The sequence below is a fragment of the Mesorhizobium sp. Cs1299R1N3 genome (genome assembly GCF_037179625.1).
GTDB lineage: Bacteria > Pseudomonadota > Alphaproteobacteria > Rhizobiales > Rhizobiaceae > Mesorhizobium > Mesorhizobium salmacidum.
Map to the genome: position 1 here is coordinate 173905 of NZ_JAPYKQ010000003.1, position 23794 is coordinate 197698.

At 63.8% G+C, this 23794-nt stretch carries 25 protein-coding genes, 1 other RNA gene and 1 pseudogene; 13 read left to right on the forward strand and 14 right to left on the reverse strand.

Going from position 1 to position 23794, the window contains the following annotated elements:
• Window positions 1-26: 26 nt before the first annotated feature.
• The gene (locus O7B34_RS09335; protein WP_337145761.1) at window positions 27-914 is read left to right on the forward strand and encodes a dienelactone hydrolase family protein; all 888 of its coding nucleotides are present in this window, start codon (window positions 27-29) and stop codon (window positions 912-914) included.
• On the opposite strand, the gene O7B34_RS09340 is transcribed toward O7B34_RS09335, so the two are convergent.
• Window positions 911-1837: an EamA family transporter gene (locus O7B34_RS09340; RefSeq protein ID WP_337145762.1), complete on the reverse strand. Its 927-nt coding sequence runs from the start codon at window positions 1835-1837 to the stop codon at window positions 911-913. The genes O7B34_RS09335 and O7B34_RS09340 overlap by 4 nt on opposite strands.
• 89 nt (window positions 1838-1926) lie before the next feature.
• Between O7B34_RS09340 and O7B34_RS09345 the strand changes: the two genes are divergently transcribed.
• Window positions 1927-2406 carry an Lrp/AsnC family transcriptional regulator gene (locus O7B34_RS09345; protein WP_337145763.1) on the forward strand — a complete coding sequence of 160 codons (480 nt, stop codon included), beginning with the start codon at window positions 1927-1929 and terminating at the stop codon, window positions 2404-2406.
• A gap of 71 nt (window positions 2407-2477) precedes the next feature.
• On the opposite strand, the gene O7B34_RS09350 is transcribed toward O7B34_RS09345, so the two are convergent.
• Both O7B34_RS09350 and O7B34_RS09355 read right to left on the reverse strand, forming a co-directional pair.
• Window positions 2478-2675: a hypothetical protein gene (locus O7B34_RS09350; protein ID WP_015317249.1), complete on the reverse strand. Its 198-nt coding sequence runs from the start codon at window positions 2673-2675 to the stop codon at window positions 2478-2480.
• A 259-nt stretch (window positions 2676-2934) separates the two neighbouring features.
• Window positions 2935-3414, reverse strand: coding sequence for a thioesterase family protein (locus O7B34_RS09355; RefSeq protein ID WP_027141684.1), 480 nt, complete (start codon window positions 3412-3414; stop codon window positions 2935-2937).
• Between the two features lie 102 nt (window positions 3415-3516).
• Between O7B34_RS09355 and O7B34_RS09360 the strand changes: the two genes are divergently transcribed.
• Window positions 3517-4938, forward strand: coding sequence for an FAD-binding oxidoreductase (locus O7B34_RS09360; protein ID WP_337145764.1), 1422 nt, complete (start codon window positions 3517-3519; stop codon window positions 4936-4938).
• A gap of 48 nt (window positions 4939-4986) precedes the next feature.
• Here O7B34_RS09360 and O7B34_RS09365 read toward each other — a convergent pair whose 3' ends face one another.
• Window positions 4987-5496 carry a DinB family protein gene (locus O7B34_RS09365; protein ID WP_337145765.1) on the reverse strand — a complete coding sequence of 170 codons (510 nt, stop codon included), beginning with the start codon at window positions 5494-5496 and terminating at the stop codon, window positions 4987-4989.
• A gap of 114 nt (window positions 5497-5610) precedes the next feature.
• On the opposite strand from O7B34_RS09365, the gene O7B34_RS09370 reads away from it, so the two are divergent.
• Both O7B34_RS09370 and O7B34_RS09375 read left to right on the forward strand, forming a co-directional pair.
• Window positions 5611-6207: a TetR/AcrR family transcriptional regulator gene (locus tag O7B34_RS09370; protein WP_337145767.1), complete on the forward strand. Its 597-nt coding sequence runs from the start codon at window positions 5611-5613 to the stop codon at window positions 6205-6207.
• A 124-nt stretch (window positions 6208-6331) separates the two neighbouring features.
• A complete protein-coding gene (locus tag O7B34_RS09375; RefSeq protein ID WP_337145769.1) occupies window positions 6332-6850 on the forward strand; it encodes a hypothetical protein in 519 nt (172 codons plus the stop codon).
• A 115-nt stretch (window positions 6851-6965) separates the two neighbouring features.
• Here O7B34_RS09375 and O7B34_RS32160 read toward each other — a convergent pair.
• A pseudogene (locus O7B34_RS32160) lies at window positions 6966-7070 on the reverse strand (Dyp-type peroxidase); the annotation flags it as partial.
• Window positions 7071-7203: 133 nt separating this feature from the next.
• Here O7B34_RS32160 and O7B34_RS09380 point away from each other — a divergent pair.
• Window positions 7204-11217, forward strand: coding sequence for an AsmA family protein (locus tag O7B34_RS09380; protein WP_337145771.1), 4014 nt, complete (start codon window positions 7204-7206; stop codon window positions 11215-11217).
• Between the two features lie 45 nt (window positions 11218-11262).
• Here O7B34_RS09380 and O7B34_RS09385 read toward each other — a convergent pair whose 3' ends face one another.
• The 3 genes from O7B34_RS09385 to O7B34_RS09395 all read right to left on the reverse strand — a co-directional run bounded on the left by O7B34_RS09385 (window position 11263) and on the right by O7B34_RS09395 (window position 13018).
• A complete protein-coding gene (locus tag O7B34_RS09385; protein ID WP_337145772.1) occupies window positions 11263-12144 on the reverse strand; it encodes a sigma-70 family RNA polymerase sigma factor in 882 nt (293 codons plus the stop codon).
• 24 nt (window positions 12145-12168) lie between these two features.
• A complete protein-coding gene (locus O7B34_RS09390; protein WP_337104934.1) occupies window positions 12169-12483 on the reverse strand; it encodes a hypothetical protein in 315 nt (104 codons plus the stop codon).
• Between the two features lie 103 nt (window positions 12484-12586).
• On the reverse strand, window positions 12587-13018 hold the full coding sequence (locus tag O7B34_RS09395) for a MarR family winged helix-turn-helix transcriptional regulator (RefSeq protein WP_337145773.1): 432 nt from the start codon (window positions 13016-13018) through the stop codon (window positions 12587-12589).
• A 164-nt stretch (window positions 13019-13182) separates the two neighbouring features.
• On the opposite strand from O7B34_RS09395, the gene O7B34_RS09400 reads away from it, so the two are divergent.
• On the forward strand, window positions 13183-14979 hold the full coding sequence (locus O7B34_RS09400) for a chloride channel protein (protein ID WP_337145774.1): 1797 nt from the start codon (window positions 13183-13185) through the stop codon (window positions 14977-14979).
• A 1-nt stretch (window position 14980) separates the two neighbouring features.
• Here O7B34_RS09400 and O7B34_RS09405 read toward each other — a convergent pair whose 3' ends face one another.
• The 4 genes from O7B34_RS09405 to O7B34_RS09420 all read right to left on the reverse strand — a co-directional run bounded on the left by O7B34_RS09405 (window position 14981) and on the right by O7B34_RS09420 (window position 16802).
• Window positions 14981-15205 (reverse strand): ribbon-helix-helix domain-containing protein, encoded by a 225-nt coding sequence (locus tag O7B34_RS09405; protein ID WP_337143702.1) that lies wholly within the window; start codon window positions 15203-15205, stop codon window positions 14981-14983.
• Window positions 15202-15417: a DUF4169 family protein gene (locus O7B34_RS09410; RefSeq protein WP_337145775.1), complete on the reverse strand. Its 216-nt coding sequence runs from the start codon at window positions 15415-15417 to the stop codon at window positions 15202-15204. Before O7B34_RS09410 ends, O7B34_RS09405 begins: the two co-directional genes overlap by 4 nt.
• Window positions 15418-15428: 11 nt before the next feature.
• Window positions 15429-15965 (reverse strand): SspB family protein, encoded by a 537-nt coding sequence (locus tag O7B34_RS09415; protein ID WP_337145776.1) that lies wholly within the window; start codon window positions 15963-15965, stop codon window positions 15429-15431.
• A gap of 147 nt (window positions 15966-16112) precedes the next feature.
• Window positions 16113-16802: a TetR/AcrR family transcriptional regulator gene (locus O7B34_RS09420; RefSeq protein WP_337145778.1), complete on the reverse strand. Its 690-nt coding sequence runs from the start codon at window positions 16800-16802 to the stop codon at window positions 16113-16115.
• A 185-nt stretch (window positions 16803-16987) separates the two neighbouring features.
• Here O7B34_RS09420 and O7B34_RS09425 point away from each other — a divergent pair, with 185 nt between their 5' ends.
• On the forward strand, window positions 16988-18193 hold the full coding sequence (locus O7B34_RS09425) for a multidrug effflux MFS transporter (RefSeq protein ID WP_140747385.1): 1206 nt from the start codon (window positions 16988-16990) through the stop codon (window positions 18191-18193).
• A gap of 139 nt (window positions 18194-18332) precedes the next feature.
• Here O7B34_RS09425 and O7B34_RS09430 read toward each other — a convergent pair whose 3' ends face one another.
• Together O7B34_RS09430 and ssrA are read right to left on the reverse strand one after the other, a co-directional pair.
• On the reverse strand, window positions 18333-18770 hold the full coding sequence (locus O7B34_RS09430; protein WP_337145779.1) for a VOC family protein: 438 nt from the start codon (window positions 18768-18770) through the stop codon (window positions 18333-18335).
• Between the two features lie 324 nt (window positions 18771-19094).
• Window positions 19095-19455, reverse strand: a transfer-messenger RNA (tmRNA) gene (ssrA, locus tag O7B34_RS09435).
• Between the two features lie 167 nt (window positions 19456-19622).
• Here ssrA and O7B34_RS09440 point away from each other — a divergent pair.
• The 5 genes from O7B34_RS09440 to modC all read left to right on the forward strand — a co-directional run bounded on the left by O7B34_RS09440 (window position 19623) and on the right by modC (window position 23778).
• Entirely contained in the window at window positions 19623-19934 is a 312-nt protein-coding gene (locus O7B34_RS09440) for a DUF2853 family protein (RefSeq protein ID WP_149902293.1), read from the forward strand.
• A gap of 171 nt (window positions 19935-20105) precedes the next feature.
• The gene (locus O7B34_RS09445) at window positions 20106-20900 is read left to right on the forward strand and encodes a thymidylate synthase (RefSeq protein ID WP_337145780.1); all 795 of its coding nucleotides are present in this window, start codon (window positions 20106-20108) and stop codon (window positions 20898-20900) included.
• Window positions 20901-21143: 243 nt separating this feature from the next.
• Window positions 21144-21938 carry a molybdate ABC transporter substrate-binding protein gene (gene modA / locus O7B34_RS09450; protein ID WP_337145782.1) on the forward strand — a complete coding sequence of 265 codons (795 nt, stop codon included), beginning with the start codon at window positions 21144-21146 and terminating at the stop codon, window positions 21936-21938.
• A gap of 26 nt (window positions 21939-21964) precedes the next feature.
• On the forward strand, window positions 21965-22669 hold the full coding sequence (gene modB, locus O7B34_RS09455; RefSeq protein ID WP_027141703.1) for a molybdate ABC transporter permease subunit: 705 nt from the start codon (window positions 21965-21967) through the stop codon (window positions 22667-22669).
• Window positions 22666-23778 carry a molybdenum ABC transporter ATP-binding protein gene (modC, locus tag O7B34_RS09460; protein ID WP_337145783.1) on the forward strand — a complete coding sequence of 371 codons (1113 nt, stop codon included), beginning with the start codon at window positions 22666-22668 and terminating at the stop codon, window positions 23776-23778. The genes modB and modC overlap by 4 nt, the downstream gene beginning before the upstream one ends.
• Window positions 23779-23794 lie beyond the last annotated feature (16 nt).

Below are 23794 nucleotides of genomic sequence, written 5' to 3' on the forward strand. Positions count from 1 at the left end.
CCGAAGTCGAGAGAGCGAGGAAGCCGATGGCCAACGTCACCACCAAACCCGTCATCACCCAGGCGATGATCGACGCCTATGACGAATACACGCATCTGACGCTGGATCGCCGCCGCTTCATGGAGCAGTTGACCAGGCTTGCCGGATCAGGTGCCGCGGCCGCCGCGATCGTGCCGATGCTGGCGGCGAACTCCGCCCAGGCGGCGATCGTGGCCGAAAACGATCCCCGCGTGAAAGGCGAGGACATCGCCTATCCCGGCAGCGGCGGCGAGATGAAAGGCTATCTGGTCAAACCGGCAAACCAGACCGGCAAGCTCGGCACCGTCATCGTCATCCATGAAAACAGGGGGCTCAACCCGCATATCCGCGACGTCGCCCGGCGCGTGGCGCTGGAGGGCTTCGTGGCGCTCGCGCCCGATTTCCTGTCGCCGCTCGGCGGCACGCCCACTGATGAGGACAAGGCCCGCGACATGTTCACGAAACTCGACGCGGCGCAGACCGTGGCCGACGGCGTGGCGACGGTCACCTTCCTCAAGGCCGACAAGGATGGCAATGGCAAGGTCGGCGCCATCGGCTTCTGCTGGGGCGGCGGCACCGCCAACATGCTGGCCGTCAACGCGCCCGATCTCTCGGCCAGCGTCGCTTATTACGGCATGCAGCCCAAGGCCGCCGACGCGTCGAAGATCAAGGCTGCGCTGCTGCTGCATTATGCGGGCTTGGACGAGCGCACGAATGCCGGCATCGATGCTTTCAAGAAGGAACTCGACGCCGCGCATGTCGAATACACGGTCTATGTCTATGAAGGCGCCAACCATGCCTTCAACAACGACACCTCGGCGGCGCGCTACGACAAGAAGGCGGCCGACCTCGCCTGGGGCAGGACGATCGCCTTCCTCAAGCAGAAGCTGGCCTAGGCGCGATCGGCCACTGGTTTGTGGAAGGCAACGCCGGCCACGACCAGCGCGATGCCGAGGCAATCGGTCGGGCCGGGAATCTGGCGCAGCACGACGATGCCGATCAGCGTCGCGGTGACCGGCAACAGCGACAGCATCAGCGCAAAGCTCGCGCGCGGCAACCGCGCCATGGCGAGCTGATCGCAGATATACGGAATGACCGAAGAACAGATGCCGACGCCTATGGCCGCGACGAGCAGCGGCGGCGCGAAAAAGGCGGGCAGCGCGTCGGTGACACCGATCGGAAGCACGACGATAAAAGCGACCGCCATGGCGGCACCAAGGCCGGCGATGCCGTCGCCGGCGCCCGCGCGGGCGACACGGTGGCCAAGCACGATGTAGCCGACAAAGAGCGCGCCGTTGAGGAAAGCCCAGAACAGCCCGACCGGGTCGCTGGACCATTTGACGTCAATCAACAGCAAGGTGCCGGTGACGGCGATGGCGAGAGCGGCCAGATTGCGGGCGCTCCTTAGGCCGACCAGCGCAATGCCGATGGTGCCGACGAACTCGATCGCCGCCACCAGCGAGATCGGCAGGCGGTCAAGCGCCAGGTAGAACGAGCAGTTCATCACCGCCAGGCAAGCGCCGAAGGCGATGAGCAGGAGCCGCGTCCGAGGGCCGGCACGGGCGAAGGTTCGCCAAGGGCGGGTCAGCGGCGCGAAGATCAGCGCCGCGGTGGCGATGCGCAGCCAAGCCATGCCGAACACGCCGACATGCGGGAAAAGCAGAACGGCGAAGGCCGGCCCGAGATAGTGGAAGACCGCGCTGACCGCGAACCAGAGATGGGGCGGCAGTCTTGTCGCCAGCCCGGTGAGTGCGGGGCCGACAAGGGCAGCCCTGATGGCGTCGGGACCTGCAGCTGAGACTTGCGTCTGGTCATCCATGCGATCAGTATCGCAGTCGATATCTCCGTTTCATATGGATGATGAGAGGTATATCAGGTGGGTTCTGTTCCGGAAGCAAGGAGCTTTCCATGAAACGCCTTCGAAGCGAAAACATCGACCTCGATGCGGCCGACATGAAGATCCTGCGCCTGCTGGAAAAGGATGGGCGCGCCAGCACGGCGGAACTGGCGCGCTCGGTCGGCCTGTCGGCGCCGAGCGTGGCCGAGCGCATCAAGCGGCTGCAGGAAAACGGGGTGATCGAAGCCTATTCGGTCAGAATCAATCCCGCGGCGCTTGGCCTGAAACTATCGGCATGGCTGCGCATCCGGCCGGTGCCGGGGCAATTGGCCGTCGTGGCTGAGATCATCCGAGACCTGCCGGAAATCGCGCAATGCGACCGGGTGACCGGCGAGGACTGTTTCATCGCGCTGGCGCATGTCGGCTCGGTCGCCGAACTCGAACGGGTGATCGACCGCATCATCCCCCATGCGATGACCAATACGGCGATCATCCAGTCATCGCCGGTGATCGCGCGCTCGCCGCTGGAGGCGATCAGGCGGCAGCCGTGAAACTGGGGATTTGATCCTTCCGCCTTATGCGTGCGCAATCTCTGGGGCAAGCGATGTATCGGCCCCAGGCGCTATGCATGGCCGCGCTTCAGGCGGGCGCGCTTCAGGATGCTGCGCCAGCGGATCATGTCGAACGGAATCGGTTCGTTGTTGTTGGCGATGTGAAAGATCTCGTTGTCGACATTCTTGAGCGAACGCCAGAAATCGTAGTCTGATATGCGCGGATCGGCGGCCAGCCTGTCCACCTCGACCTTGATGTCCGTTTTCATGCACGTTCCTCGAACCGGCTTCGCCCCGCCGCCCGCTAAAACAACCCTTGTGCGGACGTTTTCGACCGCTCCGCTGAGTCGTTCAACGGCTCAAATGGCTTGTTCCCGTTAAAACCTCGGTAAGGTTAATGCGGCCGCGAAGGCGCTTCAAGCACTGGTGCTACCTGATATCCGAGGTTCTGCGATTTTGAGTTTCGGGTGTGGCTTTGAAGCCAGGCCGGTCTCCCGCTAATGGGGCGAGATGGATGCCGGCTTCGCCCTACTTGCGCTTGATTCCGATCGAGCGGCCGGCGCGCTCGGGCATCGGCAGTACCGAATGGGCGGCGCGCATGGCCTCGATCCTGGCCAGCACATCGGCCGGGAAGGGCGCCACCTTCGGCCCCGACATGTCGACATGCAATGACAAGGTCTCGGACGTGGCGGCGAGCCAGCCATCGACATGGCGGATTTCCTGGTAGGCCCGCAGCCGCTTCTCGTCATGATCGATGAGCTGGAAAGAGACCGTGACCTTGTGGTCAAGGTGCAGTTCCTGCACGTAACAGACATGGACTTCGGCGGTGTAGATGGTGAGCCGCCGCTCTTTCACATAATCCAGCCCCATGCCCATCGCCTCGAATGCCTCGTCCGAGCAGCGGTCGAACAGCACGTTGTAATAGGCCATGTTGAGATGGCCGTTATAATCGATCCAGTCCTTCTCGATGTCCATGGGCCTGGAGACGAAGGGGGCTGAGATGGACATCGAAACTTCCTTGTTCTGGTGCTGGACAGAGCGTGGTTGCGGAGACTACGCATCCATAGTCGCATAACAAGCATGCATGCTGGTCCATTCGCGGAGGATTTCATGGCCCTGAGCGACCTCAATCCGGTCGAACGCAACGAGGAAGGCATTACCGCCGTGCTCGGCATCCTCAAGCAGCGGCTGGGCGAGCGCTTTCAGACCGGCCAAGCCATCCGCTCGCAGCACGCGCATACGACGACCTACATTCCGACGCAGGCGCCCGATGGCGTGGCTTTCCCGGAGACCACGGCCGAGGTGCAGGAGATCGTGCGCGCCTGCGCCGCGCATCGCGTGCCGGTGATCGCGTTTGGCGTCGGCTCATCGCTGGAAGGCCACACCAACGCACCGGGTGGCGGCATCTCGGTCGATACGTCGCGGATGAACCGCATTCTTTCGGTCAATCCACAGGATCTCGACTGCACCGTCGAACCCGGCGTGACGCGGGAGGACCTGAACCGGCATCTGCGCGACACCGGCCTGTTCTTCCCGATCGATCCGGGCGCCAATGCCTCGCTCGGCGGCATGGCGGCGACGCGGGCGTCCGGCACCAATGCGGTGCGCTACGGGACGATGCGCGAGAACGTGCTGTCGCTGACCGCCGTCATGGCCGACGGAGAGGCGGTGACGACCGGCAAACGGGCGAAGAAGAGTTCGGCGGGCTATGATCTGACCCGGCTGCTGGTCGGCTCGGAAGGCACGCTCGGCATCATCACCGCGCTAACCTTGAAGCTGCAGGGTATTCCGCAGGCGATCTCGGGCGGCGTCTGTCCGTTTCCGAGCGTCGAGGCGGCCTGCAACGCGGTCATCGCGACGATCCAGATGGGCATTCCGGTGGCGCGCATCGAACTGGTCAACGCGCTGCAGATGCGGGCGATGAAGACTTATTCCAAGCTCGATTTTCCCGAGAGCCCGTGCCTGTTCGTCGAGTTCCATGGCAGCGATGCCGGTGTCGCCGAGCAGGCCGAGACCTTCGGCATGATCGCGGAAGAAAATGGCGGCGGGCCGTTCCTGTGGACCAGCGTCGCCGAGGAGCGGACGAAATTGTGGAAGGCGAGGCACGACGCCTACTGGGCCTCGCTGACCTTGCGGCCTGGCGCCAAGGGCCTGTCGACCGATGTCTGTGTGCCGATATCGCGCTTTGCCGAATGCGTCATGGAAACCGAGGCCGATATCGCAGAGATGGGGCTGATCGCGCCGATCGTCGGCCATGCCGGCGACGGCAATTTCCACGTGCTGGTGCTGATGGATGTGAACGATCCCAAGGAAATCGCGCTGTCGGAAAAATTCGTCGCGCGGCTCAACATGAGGGCGATCGCCATGGAGGGCACCTGCACCGGCGAGCACGGCATCGGCCAGGGCAAGATCGGCTTCCTGCGCCATGAACTCGGCCGCGGCGTCGACGTCATGCGCACCATCAAGCAGGCGCTCGATCCGCTTGATATCATGAATCCCGGTAAGATATTGCCGGGCCCGTCGCAGCACTAGCTAGAGAGCCGGCACGGGGCCGGCATCACCACGCCCGGATACCCCTGCTCACATTGATGCGCGGCGTGCGGGCTCGGCTTGGTGGAGATAGCCCGTGAACGTGTCAGGGGAAGACGGCTTCGATAGCTGGGTTACCATGCGGCCAACCTCGCCACGATGATAGCCACCGTGGGTTATGACGTGCGCGAGCATCTCTTCGCGCGACATTTGTCCCGAGGCGCCGTCAGTAAAGCTGAAGTTGATCGTCTCCGCCAGTTCTTCCGGTTCCACCTGTTCGACATAGCGGAGGTACCAGCGGTCGGTTTCGGTGATCGCCTCGGACAATTCGGCGAGCTTCGGCGTGCTGCTGGTGCCCGTGTCCCGATAGCCGTGCGTCCTCTTCTGGATGTTCGACATAAAGATCCTGTCGACGACATGCGCGTGATTGACGGTTTCAAGGATCGCGACGAGTTGCTCGTCGGTCACGTCGTTTTCGACCTCGGCCAAAAGAGCGAGGAGTTCATCATCGGCCCAGGATTTGTAGGCGAACAGGGATAGAAGCAGTGTCTTGCTGCTCATAGTGGCCTCTCATTGACTTGCCTGTCACGCTTCTTGAATAAATGTGAGCGGACATTCGCATTTTGGTGAAAAAGCCTGAGCATGGCTACTCGCGTTCCCTTACGGCATGAAAGCGTGCGCAAAGCACCACGGCAGCAGCGTTCCCGCGCGACAGTGGATACCATCGTCGAGGCCGCGGCTCGCGTTCTGGCGCGGCGCGGCTGGGCGCATTTCACCACCAATGAGACGGCTTCGGCCGCCGGTGTCAGCGTCGGCTCGCTCTATCAGTATTTCCCCAACAAGCTGGCGCTGGCGGAGGAGATCCGCAAACGCCACCTCGATGCAGTGCTCGCCGCCATATCCAGTTCGGATGAGCGCGACGGAGCGGGCATGCTCGAGCAGCGCGTGGCGAAGCTGATCGACGGGGTCGTCGCTGCTCACAGTGTCGATCAGCAGCTACACCGCGTCCTGCTCGACGAAGTGCCACTTGCCGCCCGCTCGACGCAGGATCAGTTCGAAGCGGAATATCTGCGTCGCTACCAGGCCGTGATTGCATCCGCCTCAGGCAAGCCCGATCCCGAGCGCGATGACATCGCCGGGCGCGTGCTGTCGGGCGCGGTCGAAGGGGTTGTGCATGCCGCGGCGCGACATGGCGAACTTGATTCGCCGGCATTGCGAGCGGAGCTCATAGACTTGGTCTGCGGATACCTGCGCCGCCGAACCGCGAGTTGATCGGCGCGGCATCGGCGTCGTGCGGGCGCATCGGAAGGCTTCTTGACCGCTGCAGTTTTGGGGCAGAGACTCAGCGCTCAATAGGCTTGGAGCCAACAAGGCGTGCCGGCTGAGGAGGACTGTCATGGCTATTTCACGCAAGGAAGAAGCGCGCGCGCTGAGCGCCGACGAACACGAGATGGTGGAGAAGTCGCACCATCCGGCGGTGCAGGAGCTTTCCGATACCGACCTTTCCGGCCTGGTCAAGCTGCTGCGGGATCGGCGCGACAAGGCGCAGACCGAAGCACATCGCCGGCGGCGTGAAATACGCGGCAAGGGCGTGGCGAAAGGTGCGGCACCCTCGAAGGCCGATGGCGGTTCACAAGTGAAGCTCGCGGTGCTGGCGATGGCGATGCGGCGGCTGAACGGCGAGGCCGAACGGCGCCGCCAACTGGCGGCCCGCATTTCGCTGGTCGACAATGCGCGCAAGGCGCTGGCCTTGAAGCAGAAAGCTCCGGACGGTCCCGCGCACAATTCGCGCACGGCGCACAAGGGCATGCGGGCCGTGGCCAACCAGAAGGTTCCAAGTCTGGTTCGACCGGCGGAACTCGGCCGCCAGCGCAAGGCGGCCAAGGTGGCGCAGGCAAAGCGCGACGCACGTTGAGGGACCGCGGATAGAAGCCGCCAGCCGCTGCACTACCGTGCGGTGGGGCAGCTTATCTTACTTCGCCTGCACAAGCGTCTGCAGCATGGGGCGGGTCGGGGCGAAGAAGGTCGTGCCGGTGTGCGGCGACGGTGACGACAAGGAAAATCGCCGACTGCGATAGCGGGGCATCGACACTCTGTGCATCGATCGGCACGCGATCCCAGTTCTTGCCCGACATCCAAGAATCTCCGCTTTTTCCAGAATTTGTTTCAGATCGTCCGACGTGACGCAACACAGGATGAATTGCCTCTTTATCGACACGCGGATGCGGGTAGAGTGCGGCAGAATTTCAATCAACCTGTTCGGAGCGGATGCTCGCACGCCTGTTCGTGATCTTCGGTGGCCTGTTCGTGCTGGTGCTGCTTGCGGCGCTGGTGGTGCCGTACTTCGTCGACTGGACCGGCTGCCGCGCCGAGTTCGAGCGCGAGGCAAGCGCCATCCTCGGCCGCAAGGTGACCGTGCAGGGCGATGCCACGGCAAGGCTGCTGCCGTTCCCCTCGGTGACCTTTTCCAACGTCGCCGTCGCCGGTGGCCCGAACGGCCAGCCGGCCATGACCGTGGAGACGTTTTCGATGGATGCGGAGCTGGCGCCATTCCTGCGCGGCGAGGTGCTGATCTTCGACATGCGGCTGGTGCGGCCGAAGGCGACTATAGACATCGCGGCCAATGGTACCGTCGACTGGGCGATGCGCCCGTCCTCGCCCTTCGACCCCGGCCAGATCTCGATCGAAAAGCTGACGGTGACGGAAGGGCAGGTCGAACTGCGCCATGCCGCAGGCGGCCGCAGCCACATCTTTTCCGAGATCAACTCGACCATTTCGGCCAAGTCGCTGGCCGGCCCCTGGCGCATGGACGGCACGTTGCGGCTGGACGGGTTGCGGACGGCGGTCGCGGCGTCGACCGGCAAAGCCGAACCCTCCGGGCAGATGCGGTTACGGGTGAAGGCGGACCCCGATGCCTATCCGCTGGTCATCGAGACCGACGGCAATGCCGGCATCGTCAACGGTGCCGCCGTCTATTCCGGCCAGTTCAAGATTTCGGGTGCCGACAAGGATGGTGCTGGCAAGAATTCAGCCGAGCTGCGCGGCACGGATGGCGAGACGGTCAAGGTCAGCGCCGGCAAGCCCGATCCGGGATTCCGGCTGAACGGCAAGTTCTCGCTCGACCACCAGAAGCTTGGCGTCGATGAATTCCGTTTCGAGACCGGTCCGGTCGAGAATCCCTACACCGCCGACGGCAAGGCCTCGGTCGATCTCGGCCAGAAACCGAGCTTCGCCATCGAAGCCAATGGCGCGCAGGTGCAGTTCGACGAGGCGGTGGGTGCGCCAGCCGGCGCGGGCCTGACGCTGGACCAGCGTATCGCCGGGCTCGAACAGGCGCTGCTCGATCTGCCGAAGCCGACCATTCCCGGCACGGTCGAGGTCAAGCTGCCGGCGGTGGTGGCCGGCGACACCACGGTGCGCGACGTTCATCTTTCCGCCGAGCCGGTCGGTGACGGCTGGTCGGTGAAATCACTGGCCGCGACCTTGCCGGGCCGCACCAAGCTGGAAGCCGATGGCAAGGTCATGCTCAACGTGCAGGGCCATTTCGGCTTCACCGGCTCGTTGCTGCTGGCCGTGGCGCAACCTTCGGGGTTCGCAGCCTGGCTGTCGAAGGATGTCGACGAAGCGATCCGCCGTCTGCCTGCCGCCGGGTTCAAGGCCAAGGTCGATCTCTCGGAAAACCATCAATCCTTCAGCGATCTCGAATTGATCCTGGGCAAGGCGAAGTTTTCCGGCCGCATCGATTCCAGCCAGCCTGACGACGCAAAGCCCTCGGTGCTGATGCGGCTCGAGGGCGGTGACCTCGATGTCGACGGGCTGGCGGCCTTCGCCTCGATCTTCGTCAGCGACAAGGGCGCCAACCGTTTTGCCAGCAGCGACCTCGATTTCCAGATCAAGGCCGGCCCGGTCAGCGCCGGTGGCTTGACCGCCGACACGGTCGATACCGCGCTCAGGCTGCGGGACGGGCTGCTCGAAATCGACAGGCTTTCGGTCGGCGGACTGGCCGGTTCCTCGATCAGCGCCACGGGCCGGATCAAGGATTTTCCGGCGAGCCCGACCGGCAAGCTCGACGCCTCGGTGGTCGCGGTCGACCTTAAACCACTGATCGACGTCGCCGCGCAGCATTATCCTGACAATGCCGTGCTGAAGGGGCTCGCGGGCCGCGCCGCCGCTTATCCCGACCTGTTCCAGGATGCGCGCATCGACCTCGTGGCGAGTGCGGCCGACAATGGCGATGGCACCACCGGCCTTGCGGTGAGCGGGCAAGGCAAGGCCGGCGGCTCGGCGTTTTCGGCGTCGCTGTCGGGAAGGGGCGCGGTGGACAAGCTTACAGACGCGCCGGTGACGCTGACTTTCAATGCCAGGAACCCGGACGCAACCGCCTTGCTGGCACTCTACGGCCTGCCGGCGCTGCCGCTCGGCATGCTGGGCGAAGCAAGCACCGATATCCAGGCCAAGGGCACGTTTGGCGGCGGCCTGGCGACGAGCTTCAGCCTTGCGGGCAACGACTTCAAGGCCGGCTTCGAGGGTACGGTCGCCGACACGTCGCAAGGTCCGACGGCCAAGGGCAAGGTCAATCTCGACGCCTCCGACATCGAACCTTGGCTGATGACGACGGGCATTGGCCTGCCCGGCATGGGCGCCGGCATGTCGACATCGCTGGCCGCGCAGGCCGATTACGGCAATGGCCTGCTGGTGCTCTCCGGGCTCAGCGGCGCCATCAACGAGGCGGCTGTGTCCGGCGACATCAACCTCGATATCAAGCAGGGGGTCGACGGCAAGGATGGCGTGCCGCATCTGGCCGGTGCGCTGGCGCTCGACGAACTCGACCTCGATCCGATGGCGGTGGCACTGTTTGGCGATTCCGCTTTTCTCGCGGACAAGAACCGCGCCGGCAAGAGGGACAATGCCGACAAGAGTGAGGCCGGCAAGAATGAGAAGGCCGGTGCATGGCCGTCCGCCCCGTTCAGCCAGAAGTCCAGCCTGCCGTTCACCGCAGACCTCGACCTGACCACGGCTTCGCTGGCCGCCGGCCCGTTGGCCACTGCCTATGACGCGGCCTTCTCGCTCAAGCTCGACCCGGAAGGCATTCGGGTGGCCGATCTCAAAGCCAAATTCCTCGGCGGGGCGCTCTCCGGCCTGTTCGAGCTGAAGAACAATGAGGGCACCGGGCTTTTCACCGGACAGATGAAACTGGCGGGTGCCGACCTGGCCGATGTGTTGCCGAATGCGGGCATCGGCGGCAGTGGCGATTTCTCGACGACGCTATCGACCAGCGGCAAGTCGGTCGACGCGATGATCGCCGCTCTGTCGGGATCCGGCACCGCGACTCTGAAGGGCTTGCGGATCGCCGGCGTCAATCCCGACGCGTTCGGCGCATTCCTCGCCAAGGCGGATGCGATCGGCCGCGATATCGACGCGGCCAAGACCGCTGGCTTCGCGCCTGACATCGCAGCCGACGGCAGCTTCGCCGCAAAGGACGCCGAGGTCGCCTTCACGATTGCCGGCGGCACGCTCAGGGCGCCCCCGATCAGCCTTGAAAATCCGGCGGCGACCTTGTCGGCCGACATTTCGGCCGACCTTAACGCCAGCACGGTTTCGGCCAAGGGCGCGATCACCTATCGGCCCGGCGACGAAGCGCTGGTCGGCTCCGAGCCGGTCGTGAATTTCACCGCCGAGGGGGCGTTCGGTGCCGTGAAACGGCAGTTCGACAGTGAGCCGCTGGCGCAGTTCCTGACCCAGCGCGCGCTGGAAAAAGAACAGCAACGCGTCGAGGCGATGCAGGCCGCGCTGCTTGAGAAACAGCGGCTGCGGCGCGAGGTGCGCTACTACGCGGCACTTCAGGATGCCCGCGACAAGGCCGCGGAAGAATTGCGCCAGCAGGAGGAAGCGGCGCGCCTGAAAGCAGAAGCCGACGCCAAGGCGAAAGCGGAAGCCGACGCTCAGGCCCAGGCTGAAGCGGATGCCAAGGCGAAGGCCGACGCGGAAGCAAAAGCCAAGGCGGACGCAGACGCGAAAGCCAAGGCCGATGCCGATGCGAAGGCGGCGGCGGAACAGCAGGCAGCGGACGAGGCGGCCAGGGCGCAGGCCGAGCAGGAGCGCCAGAAGGCGGAGGAGGCGATGCGCATTGCCTCTCAGGAAAAAGCCAGGCTCGAAGCCGAGCGCAAGGCGGCGGAACAGGCGCCCAAGGCCGAGCGGGTGCCCGCCAACGACAATCCGCCTCCAGCCAAGCCGAAAGCCAATCCGTTCACTGTCGACAATCTGCTGAAGTCGCTGCAGTAGGCGGTAGGACTGGGCTTTCCGGTTGCTCGCCGTATGGCAATCGTCTCAAAGAAGAAACGTTTCGGCGCCGTCAGCGACGTATCTGGCGTGGCGGAAGTCGCGGATGGTGGCAAGCTTGTCGCCCCGCCAACCCAGCAGGATGAAGTATGTCGGCGCTGCCGCAGGGTCGTTGGGATCGCGCACGAGGATTGCCGGACGGTCTTCGACGAAACCAGGCGCGAAATGCCAGTCCCGCACACGGGAATAATTGCCGAAATAGGTTGCCACCTCCTTGCGGCCGTTCAGCCTTGCCCTGCCAACCAGTTCCAGCCGCACTTCGTCGGCCAGCATATCCCGCACGGCGTCGAAATCGCGGGCGTTGAAGCGATCGACATAGGCGTCGAGCAACAGGCGCTTCGATGCACTCAGCCTGGGAACAGGACGATCGTCCTGTTCGTCGGCGATCTCACGCAACCGGCCTCGGCCACGGTGCAGCGCGGCCTTGACCGCGGGGATGCTGATGTCGAGCAAGGTGCTGATCTCCTGCAGCGAATAGCCCAGGACATCCATCATGATGACGCTGCTTCGTTGAGCGACGGGAAGGCGCATGAAGCTGTGCAGTCCGGCTGCCGCGGCCTGCCGGTCGGCGATGAAATTTGCCGGGTCGGCGATCATGTCCGGCTCCTCGTCGGAGAAGGCCCTCTCGCGGGCGCGGCGGCGCAGGAAATCGAGCGCCGCATTGTGGGCGATGCGGAACAGCCAGCCTTCGGGATTGGCGATCGGGCCGGTATTGGGCAAGGCCTCGAATGCCTTGGCCAGCGCCTCCTGCAAGACGTCCTCGCCATCGACGACCGAGCCTGTCATGCGGGCGCAATAGCGGTGCAGCTTGGGGCGCAATTCGCCGAACAAGCGGTCGAAAGGCTCGCGGACTTCGCCTTGACTGTTCATGCACCGGCCGTTCTTGACGTGGTTCTATTCAGGCTGCTCGTCCAGCATCCGATAATGGCCCACCACTGTCATCACGTCACGATGCGGCGGTTCGATGCAGCGATCCCTGATGCCATTTTGGAAGGCCTCGAAAGCGGCAAGCCCGGGGATGACGTCGGCATGCTCGTCGGTTTCGATCTCGACGAGATGGACGAAAGTGCCGTCGCCGGAGCGCCAGGTCATGTAACGAACGCCTTCCGGCGATTTGCCGCGCAGTTCCTCGAACACGGCCTTGACCAGGCGCTCGTTCTCGTCGGCCCGGTCCGGCTTCGTCTTGTAGCGTATCAAATGGTGTTTCATCGCGTCGGCTCCTTGGCTGTCACCTGTCCAAGACGCCGCGGCCAGGCCAAAGGATTCGGATTCGAAAAAATAGTTCGGTATCGGCCCGCACGGACGCCGGGCGTCAGTCTTGGCCCCGATCGAGCAGGCGCCGCAGCATGGGTTCTATGCGCGAGAGCTCGTCGAGATGCGCGGCAGACAACTCGGCCAGGCAATCGTCGGCGCGCTCGGTCAGCCGCAGCAGTACGCGGCGATGATCGTCCTTGTCCTGATCTCGTGCGACCAGTCCCGCCTCGCCGAGGCGGTTGACCAGTTCGACGGCACTGTGGTGGCGGATGCGCAGGCGTTCCGCAAGGTCGCCCACCGTCGCCGGCCCGCCGCCCGGATATCCCTTGATCGCCAGCAGCGCCTGGTGCTGGCGCGGGGTCAGGCCGGCATCCTCGGCCTGCACCTGGCTGAATTCGAGGAAGCGGCGGATCAGGTAGCGGAATTCGGACAGCCGCTCGTAGTCGGATTGCCTGATGGCGGGGCGTGGTGTCTTGGGTGGCTGCGTCATATCGGAGATGTCTTCGTTTTCCGGTGAAAGCTCAAACGAAATTTCGGGCGGAACGAGCTTGAACAGATATATCGTGTTACGATAGATAGCCGATTGACAACCGGCTGGCCACTTCGACCGTGCCGCAGAACCAGACACGGCCGCCGCCAGGAAGCAACGCCACCATGAAGACCCACAACTCCAATCCCGATCATCTCAGGGATTTCACCACGGATGCCAGAGTGCTGCTCGTCGCCGCTATAGCGGTGGTGGTGGCGACCGCCGGGCTGTTTGCCGGCATCGTGCTTCTGAAGCTGATCCGGCTGGCCACCAACATCGCCTATTTCGGTCAGTTCTCGCTTGCCGAGCTGAAGCTGCAGGATACGCCGCTCGGGCTTGCCGCCGTCATCGTTCCGGTCATCGGCGCGCTGATCATCGGCCTGATGGCGCGCTATGGCAGCGAGAAGATCCGCGGCCACGGCATTCCCGAGGCGATCGAGGCGATCCTGCTCGGGCGCTCCAGACTGGACGCGAAGGTGGCAATCCTAAAGCCGCTGTCGTCGGCGATCTCGATCGGCTCCGGCGGGCCGTTCGGCGCCGAGGGGCCGATCATCATGACCGGCGGCGCCATCGGCTCGCTGATCGCGCAGATGCTGCCGGTCTCAGACACCGAGCGCAAGACGCTGCTGGTGGCGGGAGCGGCGGCCGGCATGACCACCGTGTTCGGCACGCCGATCGCGGCCATCATGCTGGCGGTGGAGCTGCTTTTGTTCGAATGGACGCCGCGCAGCTTCATTCCCGTGGCGGTGGCGGCCATCGTGGCGGAGGTGGAGCGCACGATGCTGCACATGCCGGGGCCGATTTTTCCGTTCCAGGGCGGCATGGCGGTTTCCTTCCTCGGCCTTGGCGGCTGGGTGCTGGTCGGCATCTGCGCCGGTCTGTTGTCCGGACTGCTGACGCAGATGGTCTATGCGTGCGAGGACGGCTTCCAGAAGCTGCCCATCCACTGGATGTGGTGGCCGATGCTCGGCGGCCTGGTGGTCGGCATAGGCGGATTGATCGACCCACGGGCGCTTGGCGTGGGGTATGACAACATCGCCGACATGCTGGACGGCCGCACGATCGCGACCGCGGCGCTCCTGCTGCTGTTGGTCAAGGCCGTGATCTGGTCGGTGGCGCTCGGCTCGGGAACATCGGGCGGCGTGCTGGCGCCGCTGTTGATCATGGGTGGCGCAATGGGCGCGGTGCTTGCCGGGATCCTGCCGGCGGCGGACCCGGGCTTCTGGGCGCTGCTGGCCATGGCCGCCACCATGGGCGGCACGATGCGCGCGCCGCTGACAGCCACTTTCTTCGCCGTCGAGCTGACCGGCAACACGCATGTGCTGGTGCCGTTGATCGCGGCTTGTGCGGCGGCGCATGCCGTTACCGTGCTCCTGATGAAGCGTTCGATCCTGACCGAGAAGATCGCCAGGCGAGGGCACCACCTCGTGCGCGAATATCGCGTCGATCCATTCGCGCTCACCAGGGTGCGCGAGGTGATGACATCGGAAGTCGAGAGCGTGCCGGCGACGATGACGCTGCATGGCGCGGCCGCCTTCCTGACCGCGCCGGAAACCCGGCATCCGAGTTTTCCCGTGGTCGATGAAAACAGGCAGGTGCTCGGCCTCATCGATCCGCCGGCGATCCTGCGCTGGCGCCGCGCCGGCAAGCACCGGACGACGACGCTTGGCGAGCTGCTGGCCGGAAGCAAGGTGACGCTGGCCTATCCCGACGAATATCTGGAAGGCCTGTCGGACAAACTGCTGATGGCCAACGTCTCGCATCTGCCGGTCGTGGCGCGGGAGGACGGGAGCCTGGTCGGCTATGTCGGCTGGAAGGATCTGATGCGCGTGCGCTCGCGCAAGCAGGCCGAGGAGCGTGAGCGCTCGACCTTGCTCGGCTTCGGACGCGGGAAAAAGGCGGATGCGGCTGAAAGTGCCTAGTTCAGGCGTTCGTCCCGCGCTTCGCCCACTCCAGGACATAGAGCCTCAGCGCCGAGGACAGGTTGGCATCGCGCGGCCGGGTCTCGTCAATTTCGGCGACAAGGGCGGCGAGTGTCAGCTTTCTCGCCGCCGCGATGGCGACGAGATCGTCATAGAAGGGCTTTTCGAGGGAATAGCTGGTGCGATGGCCGCGAATGGTCACCGAGCGCTTTTCGACGGCGCTCATTGCCCGTCAGATTGGTTGGAATCGTCCGGTTCGCCGGATTTTTCGCGGTGATGGCCCGCGACGAACCTTTCGCTCTTGTCGGCGATCAGGTGGTCGCGTTGCTTTTCGGCCTTGGTGCGGCCGTGCAAGGCGCGATTCTGACTGGCCGTTTGTTCCTTGTCGGCCCGCGCCTTCTGTTTGCGGAGCTGACGAAGGTTGACGATGTCGGCCATGGACCGCGAGCCTATTTTTTGCGGAAGGCGTCGAGCGAGACCACTTCTGCGCCCTTGGTTCCGGCATCGGCGGCCGCGGGCTTCTTCTCCGCTTCGGCGGCGGCCTTCTTCTCGGCCTTCGGCTTCTTCTCGGAGACGATGGTCAGCGGCTCGGGGGCCGGTGCTGCCGGTTCCTCGTCGGGCTGCGCATCTGACTTGACGTCGAATTCGAGTTCGAAATTGACCGAGGGATCGTAGAAGCCGCGCACGGCCGAGAACGGGATCTCGAGTTTCTCCGGCACGTCGGAGAAAGAGAGACCGACCTCGAAGCCGGTGTCGGTCACCTTCAGGTCCCAATACTGGAACTGGATGACGATGGTCATCTGCTCGGGATAGCGCTCGCGCAGGCGCGACGACACGCGCACGCCGGGCGCGCCGGTCAGGAAGGTGATGAAGAAATGATGGTTGCCGGGGAGGCCGGTGCGCGCGACCTCGGCCAGGACCTTGCGCATGACGCCGCGCAACGCCTCCTGGGCCAGAATGTCGTAGCGGATGTGGTCGTCGGCCATGAGTTGGGTCGGGTTCCGTTGAATCGTCCGCATAGCTGTAATCAAGCTTGGGCGCGGCGTAAACCTGATATAGACCGCCGCCGCGCCGAAGCGAAGACTATTGCCACCGATTTGAACGGCAAGGCGGCTTCGCCGCAACCGCAAATGTTATGCGTTAGCCAGCGCAGTGTGCTTTTTCGCGCCGGCCGGGGAAGGGCGCTTGCCGAAAGCGCGCAGGAAGGTGCGCACGCCGTTCGTTGCCGATTGCACCACCTCGTCCGCGCGCGGCGTACCGCCAAGCATGAAGGTGGTCTGCAATTCGGCATTGACGAGGCCGAGGAACTGGCGTGCCGCGACGTCGGGATCGTCGATCGTGAGGTGGCCGCCATAGGCGAGGCGTGCGAAGCGGGCGGCGATTGCCGGCCATGTCCGGCCCGGGCCCTGTTCACGCCACTCGGCAAAGAGCTCGGGATAGCGCTCGCCTTCGGTCTGGATCAGCTTGCGCAGGAATTTTCCGTCGCGGTTGCAGATGCAATTCTGGTTCAGGCGCACGGCAAAACCGACCAGGTCCGCTTCGAGATCCCCGGGCTGATCGGGGAAGGTGGCAATGGTGGCGAAGATGCCGGCATTGCAGCGCTCGGTCAGGTCGCGCACGACGGCGATGAACAGCTTTTCCTTGTCGCCATGGTGGTTGTAAACGGTCTGGCGTGACACGCCCGCCTCAATCGCGATCAGGTCGATGTTGGCACCGGCGAAGCCTTCTCGGCAGAACACGCCGGCGGCGGCGTCGACGATCGACAGGCGCTTGGCCTCGTGGCCGCGTGGCGGGAAAGTGTCAGGAGAAACGCCCGGTCTCATGAAAATCTATATAGAGGTGATTGACGATTTAGACAAGGCTGTCTAAATTTGTGGACACGACATAAGGAGATTTCACTCCAGAGGGACGAATAAATTCGCTCCAGGAGTCGGAATCCCACGGGATGGAACGTCCTGGGGTAGACGTCGCCTGGCGGCGATAACCAGATTCGAAAGATGCCAATATCATGAGTCCCAAATTCCTCCGCATCGCGGTCGTGCTCGGCCTGTTGTCCGCCATCGGCCCGTTCGCCATCGACATGTATCTGCCCGCGCTGCCGTCGATCGGCACCGATCTGCATGCCGGCACCGCCGCCGTGCAGATGAGCCTTTTGATCTTCTTCCTGTCGATGGGCTTCGGCCAGATCGTCGTTGGGCCGATCTCCGACATGGTCGGCCGCAAGCTGCCGCTCTATGGCGGCCTGGCGCTGTTCATGGTCGGCGGCATCGGATCGGCAATGGCGCCGACCATCGAGTGGCTGATCGCCTTCCGCTTCCTGCAGGGGCTTGGCGCCAGCGCCGGCATGGCCATTCCGCGCGCCATCGTGCGCGACCTGCACACCGGCAATGAGGCCGCCAAGCTGATGTCGCTGCTGATGCTGGTGTTTTCGGTGTCGCCGATCCTGGCGCCGCTGACCGGCAGCCAGATCATCGAGAATTTCGGCTGGCGCGCCGTATTCTGGACGGTGACCGGCGCGGCGGTGCTTGCCACCATTCTCCTGGCCACCTCGCTGAAAGAGACGCGGCCGGCGGAAGAACGGGTCGGTTCCTCCTTCGGAACCGCGCTCGCCGGCTACCGCTTCCTGATGGGCGACCGTAATTTCCTCGGCCTGGTGGCGATCGCCGGCTTCGGCATTGCGAGCTTCTTCGTCTACCTGTCGAGCTCGTCCTTCATCCTGATCGACCATTATGGGCTGTCGCCTTCGGTCTATAGCGTGTTCTTCTCGATCAATGCGGTTGCCTTCATCGGCATGTCGCAACTGACCGGCCTGCTTTCCGAACGTTTCGGGCTGAAGCGCGTGGTGTGGGTGGCGGTGACCGGCTACGCCACGACGATGGTTGTGCTGTTCGCCATCATGGCGACGGGCGTCGACCGGCTCGATGTGATGGCGGCCCTGCTGTTCGTCGGCTACGGCTTCCTCGGCCTGGTCATCCCGACCACATCGGTGCTGGCGATGGAAGAGCATGGCGAGATCGCCGGCACGGCGTCAGCACTGATGGGCACGCTGCACTTTGCCATCGGCGCGCTTGCCATGGGCGTTGCCGGCGTGTTCTTCGACGGCACGCCGTTTCCGATGGTCGCCGGCATCACGCTCTGCGCGGTGATATCGTTCGCGCTGGCGAAGGTCACGCTTGGCCGCTCGCGGGAAGCGGTCGAAGCGCCGGCGGAATAGGCAACCCTCGATGAATCAGGAAGGCCGGGTCGATCCCGGCCTTTTTTGTGCCGGAGGCATTGCGGACGACACAAGCTGCAGTCGTTTATCCCGGCGCAAAACCGGCGTTTGCCCGGGGTTCACGACTGCTCTCTGGCGCTCAGCTGAGTTCCTGGGCGAGTCCGATGAGAAGCCCTTCGGGCCCACGGATGTAGCAGAGCCGATACACATTCTTGTACTGTACCACTTCACCCACGAGCTGCGCGCCGCGCGCGCGGAGCCGTTCAAGCGTGTCGTCGATGTCGTCCACGGTGAACATAACGCGGAGGTAGCCCAGGGCGTTGACCGGGGCGTTCCGGTGATCCGCGACGACAGGCGGCGTGAGGAAGCGGGAGAGCTCCAGCCGGCTATGACCGTCCGGTGTGCGCATCATGGCAATCTCGACATGCTGATCGCCCAGTCCGGTGACACGCCCGGCCCATTCTCCTTCAATCGTCGCCCGCCCTTCGAGCTCGAGGCCGAGTTCGCGAAAGAAATCGATCGTCACTCCGAGGTCTTCGACGACGATTCCTACATTGTCCATCCGCTTGAGCGCCATGTTTCCGATCTCCAAGATGTCGGTTCAATCCACAATGTTTCGCCGGGTTCCAACAACGCGCATGAAAGGCCGGGCCGGTGGTCCGGCCGCTTTATGCTCGCGATGCCAGCGACAATCCAGCAGCGTCGAGGAGGACGCGCATGCGCTCCTCGACTGGCGCAAGCGGCAAGGTCACCAATTCGTAGCCAAGTTCGGCACAGACGCCGGCCACTGATTGGCAGGTGCGCTCGGCCTCGTCGAGCGTTTGCGCGCGCTCTTCCTCCTAGGTGAAGACGCGAAGTTTCGTCGGCGGGAGCCTGCGTGACGCAAATTGAAGGGGGGAGAAGTGGAGGTTTCTGTTGCCAGGTACCTCCGAACCCCGCCTAGAAGTGCGAACCCCTAGGGCTTGATTTGAAGCTATCGCACTGCATTAAGCAGCGAGACGTGCTTCCGCATAGTTGTCGTTGGCAACTATAAGTTTAGCCCGATAACGGTGGTACAATGCCGGGCAAAAGTACGATCTTTACACCTTCGTCGATCCTATTTCGCCCCCAGCAAAAACCGCTCTATCGTCGACAGCGGCTTTTGGTGGAGGCGCCGGGTACCGCCCCCGGGTCCGAACGGCTTATTTCATCGCCCATTTATCGCCATAGTCGGTCAAGCCGACAAAGCGAATATAGGGGGCGCCGCGTGGAAATGAAAGGCCGCAATGGTGGTTTGTCCCTGTGTCAATTTGCGCGCCACGGGTTGACTTGGGCGTGGTCTCAACCGAAGCTTTGCGAGCGGTGAGGAGTTACCGACCTAGCGCACAAGTTGCCAAGCGCGCCACAGCCCTCATCGATCGGATCCGTGGCGCCGACGAGGGGAATTTTGATGGCCGATTATCTTGCGGATGTGAAGAAATATGACGCCGCGGCAAACGCCGATGCGGTCGAAAAGATCGTCAAGCATCTGGGCATTGCGCTGAGGAACCGCGACTCCTCCCTGGTGTCCTGTACGGACCCGAAGGAATTGGCGCGGGTCAAGGAGAGCTGGGTGGCCAAGAAGCTCGGCGTCAGCGACGGGGCGAAAGCCGACGCTGCGATCGAGAAGACCTGCAAGGCGATGCACGCCGACAACACCAAGAACCGCGTGACCTTCTACTATCTGGTGGCCAAGGATCTGGGCAAGCTCGGCTCTCTCTAGGACCTTTTTGGGTCACTCCCTCTGGCGGCCGGCTGGCGACTTTCCGCGTTTCCGGTTCGCCAGAGCAAGCGCTGAAACAGTTTCTCCCCTGGATGGGGAAACTTCAGACAAACGTGGCGTCAGCGCCTACATGCGCTATGATCGGCAAATCTCGAATCGAGCCCGAAACCGATGCGCCAGTATCTCGACCTCTTGCAGCATGTGCTGGACAACGGCGCCGATCGCGGCGACCGCACCGGCACCGGCACGCGCTCCGTCTTCGGCTACCAGATGCGCTTCGATCTGGCGCGTGGCTTTCCGGTCACCACCACCAAGAAGCTGCACCTGAAGTCGATCATCCATGAACTGCTGTGGTTCCTGGCCGGCGACACCAACATCAAGTACCTGACGGACAACGGCGTTTCGATCTGGGACGAATGGGCCGACGAGAATGGCGACCTTGGTCCGGTCTACGGCAAGCAGTGGCGGTCCTGGCCGGACGGCCACGGCGGTTCGATCGACCAGATCGCCAATCTTCTCAAGGAGATCCGCCGCAATCCTCAATCGCGGCGACTGATCGTCTCGGCCTGGAATCCCGCCGAGGTGGAAGCCATGGCGCTGCCGCCTTGCCACTGCCTGTTCCAATTCTACGTGTCCGAGGGCCGGCTTTCCTGCCAGCTCTACCAGCGCTCCGCCGACATCTTCCTCGGCGTGCCATTCAACATCGCGTCCTATGCGCTGTTGACGCTGATGGTGGCGCGGGTGACCGGGCTGAAGCCAGGCGATTTCGTCCACACGCTCGGCGACGCGCATCTCTACTCCAACCATTTCGAGCAGGCGCGCGAACAGTTGCAGCGCACGCCGAGGGCGCTGCCGACGATGTGGATCAATCCGGAGGTGAAGGATCTGTTCGCCTTCCGCTTCGAGGATTTCCGGCTGGAAAACTATGTCGCCGATGCCTCGATCAAGGCGCCGATAGCGGTCTGAGCCGCGGCTTTTCAGTCGATGCCGACCATCACGTCCGAAGCCTTGACCACGGCATAGGCCTCCTTACCCTTTTTTCGAGGTTGAGGTCGGCGACGGCTTCGTTGGTGATCGAAGGTCTTAGCATAACAACCCTCGAACAGGTGCATTCCGGCAATGCCAGGCCTTCCCTTGTTATATCCATGCGGATATATCGGTCTGCGGGCTTCGAGCCGATCGGATTTTTGAACCCGGGGAGAGTTTTCGATGACGCGCAAGGGTTTCGGGTTGAGGACGATCGCCATTAGCGGTTTTGCGGCGGCGTTGATGGCGGCAATGTCGGCAGCGCACGCGGAAGACAAGGTCGTGGTGTTCGCGGCAGCCAGCCTCAAGGACGCGCTCGACGCGGTGAACAAGGCCTGCGAAGCCGATGTCGGCGAGGCCGCGACCGTCTCCTATGCCGCGAGTTCGGCGCTGGCCAAGCAGATCGAGGGCGGGGCACCGGCCGACGTCTTCATCTCAGCCGATCTCGACTGGATGAAATATCTCTCCGACAAGAAGCTGATTAAGCCCGATACGGAAGTGAAGTTGCTCGGCAACAAGATCGTGCTGGTGGCGCCGAAGGATTCGACTGTCGAAGCCAAGATCGAGAAGGGCTTCGATCTCGCCAAGCTGGTCGGCGACGGCAAACTCGCCATGGGCGACTTCAAGGCCGTGCCGGCCGGCAAATACGGCAAGGCGGCACTCGAATCGCTCGGCGTCTGGTCCTCGGTCGAGGGCAAGGTGGCGCAGGCCGAGAATGTCCGTGCGGCCCTGAAGCTGGTTTCGACCGGCGAAGCGGCCCTCGGTATCGTCTATGCCACCGACGCGCACGCCGAAAAGGGCGTCAAGGTGGTCGGCACCTTCCCAGAGGATTCACACCCGCCGATCATCTATCCGGTTGCCCAGACCGCCGATTCGAAGGACAAGGATACACCGGCCTTCCTGAAGTGCCTGCAATCCGCCAAGGCCGGCGCACTCTTCAGGGAACAGGGTTTTACCGTGCTCACGCCGAGCAACTGAGTTCGAAAAGGCCCCGATACCGCAATATGACCTGGCTGCTGGACCTCACTCCCGACGAATGGAATGCGGTCCGGCTGTCCATCAAGGTGGCGACGGCTGCGATGCTGGCCAGTCTGCCGCCGGGCATAGCGATCGCGCTGCTGCTTGCCCGGGGGAAATTCTGGGGCAAGACACTGCTCAACGGGCTGGTGCATCTGCCGCTGATCCTGCCCCCCGTGGTGACCGGTTATCTCTTGCTTTTGACTTTCGGCAGGCGCGGCCCGGCCGGTGCATTCCTCGCCGAACATTTCGGCATCGTCTTCTCGTTTCGCTGGACGGGTGCCGCCCTTGCCTGCGGCGTCATGGGCTTTCCCCTGATGGTGCGCGCGATTCGGCTGTCGATCGAGGCAGTGGACCGCAAGATGGAGGCGGCCGCGGGCACGCTCGGCGCCAACCCTCTGTGGGTGTTCGGCACCATCACGCTGCCGCTGATCCTGCCCGGGCTGATCGCCGGCGCCATCCTGTCCTTCGCCAAGGCGATGGGCGAGTTCGGCGCTACGATCACTTTTGTCTCCAACATCCCCAACGAGACGCAGACGCTGCCGACGGCAATCTACACCTTTACCCAGGTGCCGGGCGGCGATGAAGGGGCGCTGCGGCTGACGCTGATTTCCATCATCATATCGATGGCGGCACTGGTCGCCTCGGAAGTGCTGGCGCGGCGGGTCGGCCGGCGGATGGACATCGAATGAGCGTCCTTGTCGACATTGGACATCGGCTTGGCGATTTCGCCATCGACGCCCACTTCGAGAGCGCCGGACGGCTGACGGCGCTGTTCGGGCCATCCGGTTCGGGCAAGACGACGCTGATCAACATGATTGCCGGGCTGATCCGGCCCGACAAGGGGCGCATCGTGGTCGACGGCCGGGTGCTGGTCGATACCGGTGCCGGCATTTTCGTGCCAAGGCACAAGCGCCGCATCGGCATGGTATTCCAGGACGCGCGCCTGTTTCCGCATATGAGCGTACTGAGTAATCTGCGCTACGGCCGTTGGTTCACGCCCGCGGCGGAACGCTACGCGGACATGGATGCCGTTGTAGAATTGCTGGGCATCGGCCCGCTGCTTGGGCGACGGCCGGCAAAACTCTCGGGCGGCGAGAAACAACGCGTGGCGATCGGCAGGGCGCTGCTTGCCAGCCCCAGGCTGCTGCTCATGGATGAGCCGCTGGCCTCGCTCGACGAAGCCCGCAAGGCCGAGATCCTGCCCTATATCGAGCGGCTGCGCGACGAAACGAAGATCCCGATCGTCTATGTCAGCCATTCGGTTGCCGAGGTGGCGCGGCTGGCCAGCGATGTGGTGATGCTGGCGCAGGGCAAGGTCATCACCAGCGGGCCGACCGAGGCAGTCATGCAAAGGCTCGACCTGTTGCCGGCCGAAGAGCGCGGCGAGGGTGGCGCCGTGCTGGATACGAAGGTGCTGCGTCACGACGAGACTTTCGGCATGACCGTGCTCGGTTCGGCCGCCGGCGAGATCCGCGTGCCGCGCCTTGAGATGAAGCCCGGGGCTCCCGTGCGCATCCGCATTCGCGCTCGCGACGTGATGATCGCCACGGAGAAACCGACCGGCCTCAGCGCGCTCAACATCCTGCCGGGCACGATCGTCGCGATCAGCCCGGGCGAGGGACCGACGGTCGAGATCGGCATCGACTGCGATGGCGCAACCGTGCTGGCTCGCATCACGGAACAGTCGCGGCAGGCGCTGAAGCTGCGGCTTGGCGGCAAGGTCTTCGCGGTGGTCAAGACCGTGAGCTTCGACCGGGCGAACACCGGCGCCGGCTTGCCGCTCGAGGTTGACGGCTGACAGGGGTGGTGATCGG

Excerpts from the sequence above, each read along its gene's own strand:
- O7B34_RS09335 (WP_337145761.1), top strand. The coding sequence starts at position 27 with ATGGCCAACGTCACCACCAAACCCGTCATCACCCAGGCGATGATCGAC.
- O7B34_RS09340 (WP_337145762.1), bottom strand. The coding sequence starts at position 1,837 with ATGGATGACCAGACGCAAGTCTCAGCTGCAGGTCCCGACGCCATCAGG.
- O7B34_RS09345 (WP_337145763.1), top strand. The coding sequence starts at position 1,927 with ATGAAACGCCTTCGAAGCGAAAACATCGACCTCGATGCGGCCGACATG.
- O7B34_RS09350 (WP_015317249.1), bottom strand. The coding sequence starts at position 2,675 with ATGAAAACGGACATCAAGGTCGAGGTGGACAGGCTGGCCGCCGATCCG.
- O7B34_RS09355 (WP_027141684.1), bottom strand. The coding sequence starts at position 3,414 with ATGTCCATCTCAGCCCCCTTCGTCTCCAGGCCCATGGACATCGAGAAG.
- O7B34_RS09360 (WP_337145764.1), top strand. The coding sequence starts at position 3,517 with ATGGCCCTGAGCGACCTCAATCCGGTCGAACGCAACGAGGAAGGCATT.
- O7B34_RS09365 (WP_337145765.1), bottom strand. The coding sequence starts at position 5,496 with ATGAGCAGCAAGACACTGCTTCTATCCCTGTTCGCCTACAAATCCTGG.
- O7B34_RS09375 (WP_337145769.1), top strand. The coding sequence starts at position 6,332 with ATGGCTATTTCACGCAAGGAAGAAGCGCGCGCGCTGAGCGCCGACGAA.
- O7B34_RS09380 (WP_337145771.1), top strand. The coding sequence starts at position 7,204 with ATGCTCGCACGCCTGTTCGTGATCTTCGGTGGCCTGTTCGTGCTGGTG.
- O7B34_RS09385 (WP_337145772.1), bottom strand. The coding sequence starts at position 12,144 with ATGAACAGTCAAGGCGAAGTCCGCGAGCCTTTCGACCGCTTGTTCGGC.
- O7B34_RS09390 (WP_337104934.1), bottom strand. The coding sequence starts at position 12,483 with ATGAAACACCATTTGATACGCTACAAGACGAAGCCGGACCGGGCCGAC.
- O7B34_RS09395 (WP_337145773.1), bottom strand. The coding sequence starts at position 13,018 with ATGACGCAGCCACCCAAGACACCACGCCCCGCCATCAGGCAATCCGAC.
- O7B34_RS09400 (WP_337145774.1), top strand. The coding sequence starts at position 13,183 with ATGAAGACCCACAACTCCAATCCCGATCATCTCAGGGATTTCACCACG.
- O7B34_RS09405 (WP_337143702.1), bottom strand. The coding sequence starts at position 15,205 with ATGAGCGCCGTCGAAAAGCGCTCGGTGACCATTCGCGGCCATCGCACC.
- O7B34_RS09410 (WP_337145775.1), bottom strand. The coding sequence starts at position 15,417 with ATGGCCGACATCGTCAACCTTCGTCAGCTCCGCAAACAGAAGGCGCGG.
- O7B34_RS09415 (WP_337145776.1), bottom strand. The coding sequence starts at position 15,965 with ATGGCCGACGACCACATCCGCTACGACATTCTGGCCCAGGAGGCGTTG.
- O7B34_RS09420 (WP_337145778.1), bottom strand. The coding sequence starts at position 16,802 with ATGAGACCGGGCGTTTCTCCTGACACTTTCCCGCCACGCGGCCACGAG.
- O7B34_RS09425 (WP_140747385.1), top strand. The coding sequence starts at position 16,988 with ATGAGTCCCAAATTCCTCCGCATCGCGGTCGTGCTCGGCCTGTTGTCC.
- O7B34_RS09430 (WP_337145779.1), bottom strand. The coding sequence starts at position 18,770 with ATGGCGCTCAAGCGGATGGACAATGTAGGAATCGTCGTCGAAGACCTC.
- O7B34_RS09440 (WP_149902293.1), top strand. The coding sequence starts at position 19,623 with ATGGCCGATTATCTTGCGGATGTGAAGAAATATGACGCCGCGGCAAAC.
- O7B34_RS09445 (WP_337145780.1), top strand. The coding sequence starts at position 20,106 with ATGCGCCAGTATCTCGACCTCTTGCAGCATGTGCTGGACAACGGCGCC.
- modA (WP_337145782.1), top strand. The coding sequence starts at position 21,144 with ATGACGCGCAAGGGTTTCGGGTTGAGGACGATCGCCATTAGCGGTTTT.
- modB (WP_027141703.1), top strand. The coding sequence starts at position 21,965 with ATGACCTGGCTGCTGGACCTCACTCCCGACGAATGGAATGCGGTCCGG.
- modC (WP_337145783.1), top strand. The coding sequence starts at position 22,666 with ATGAGCGTCCTTGTCGACATTGGACATCGGCTTGGCGATTTCGCCATC.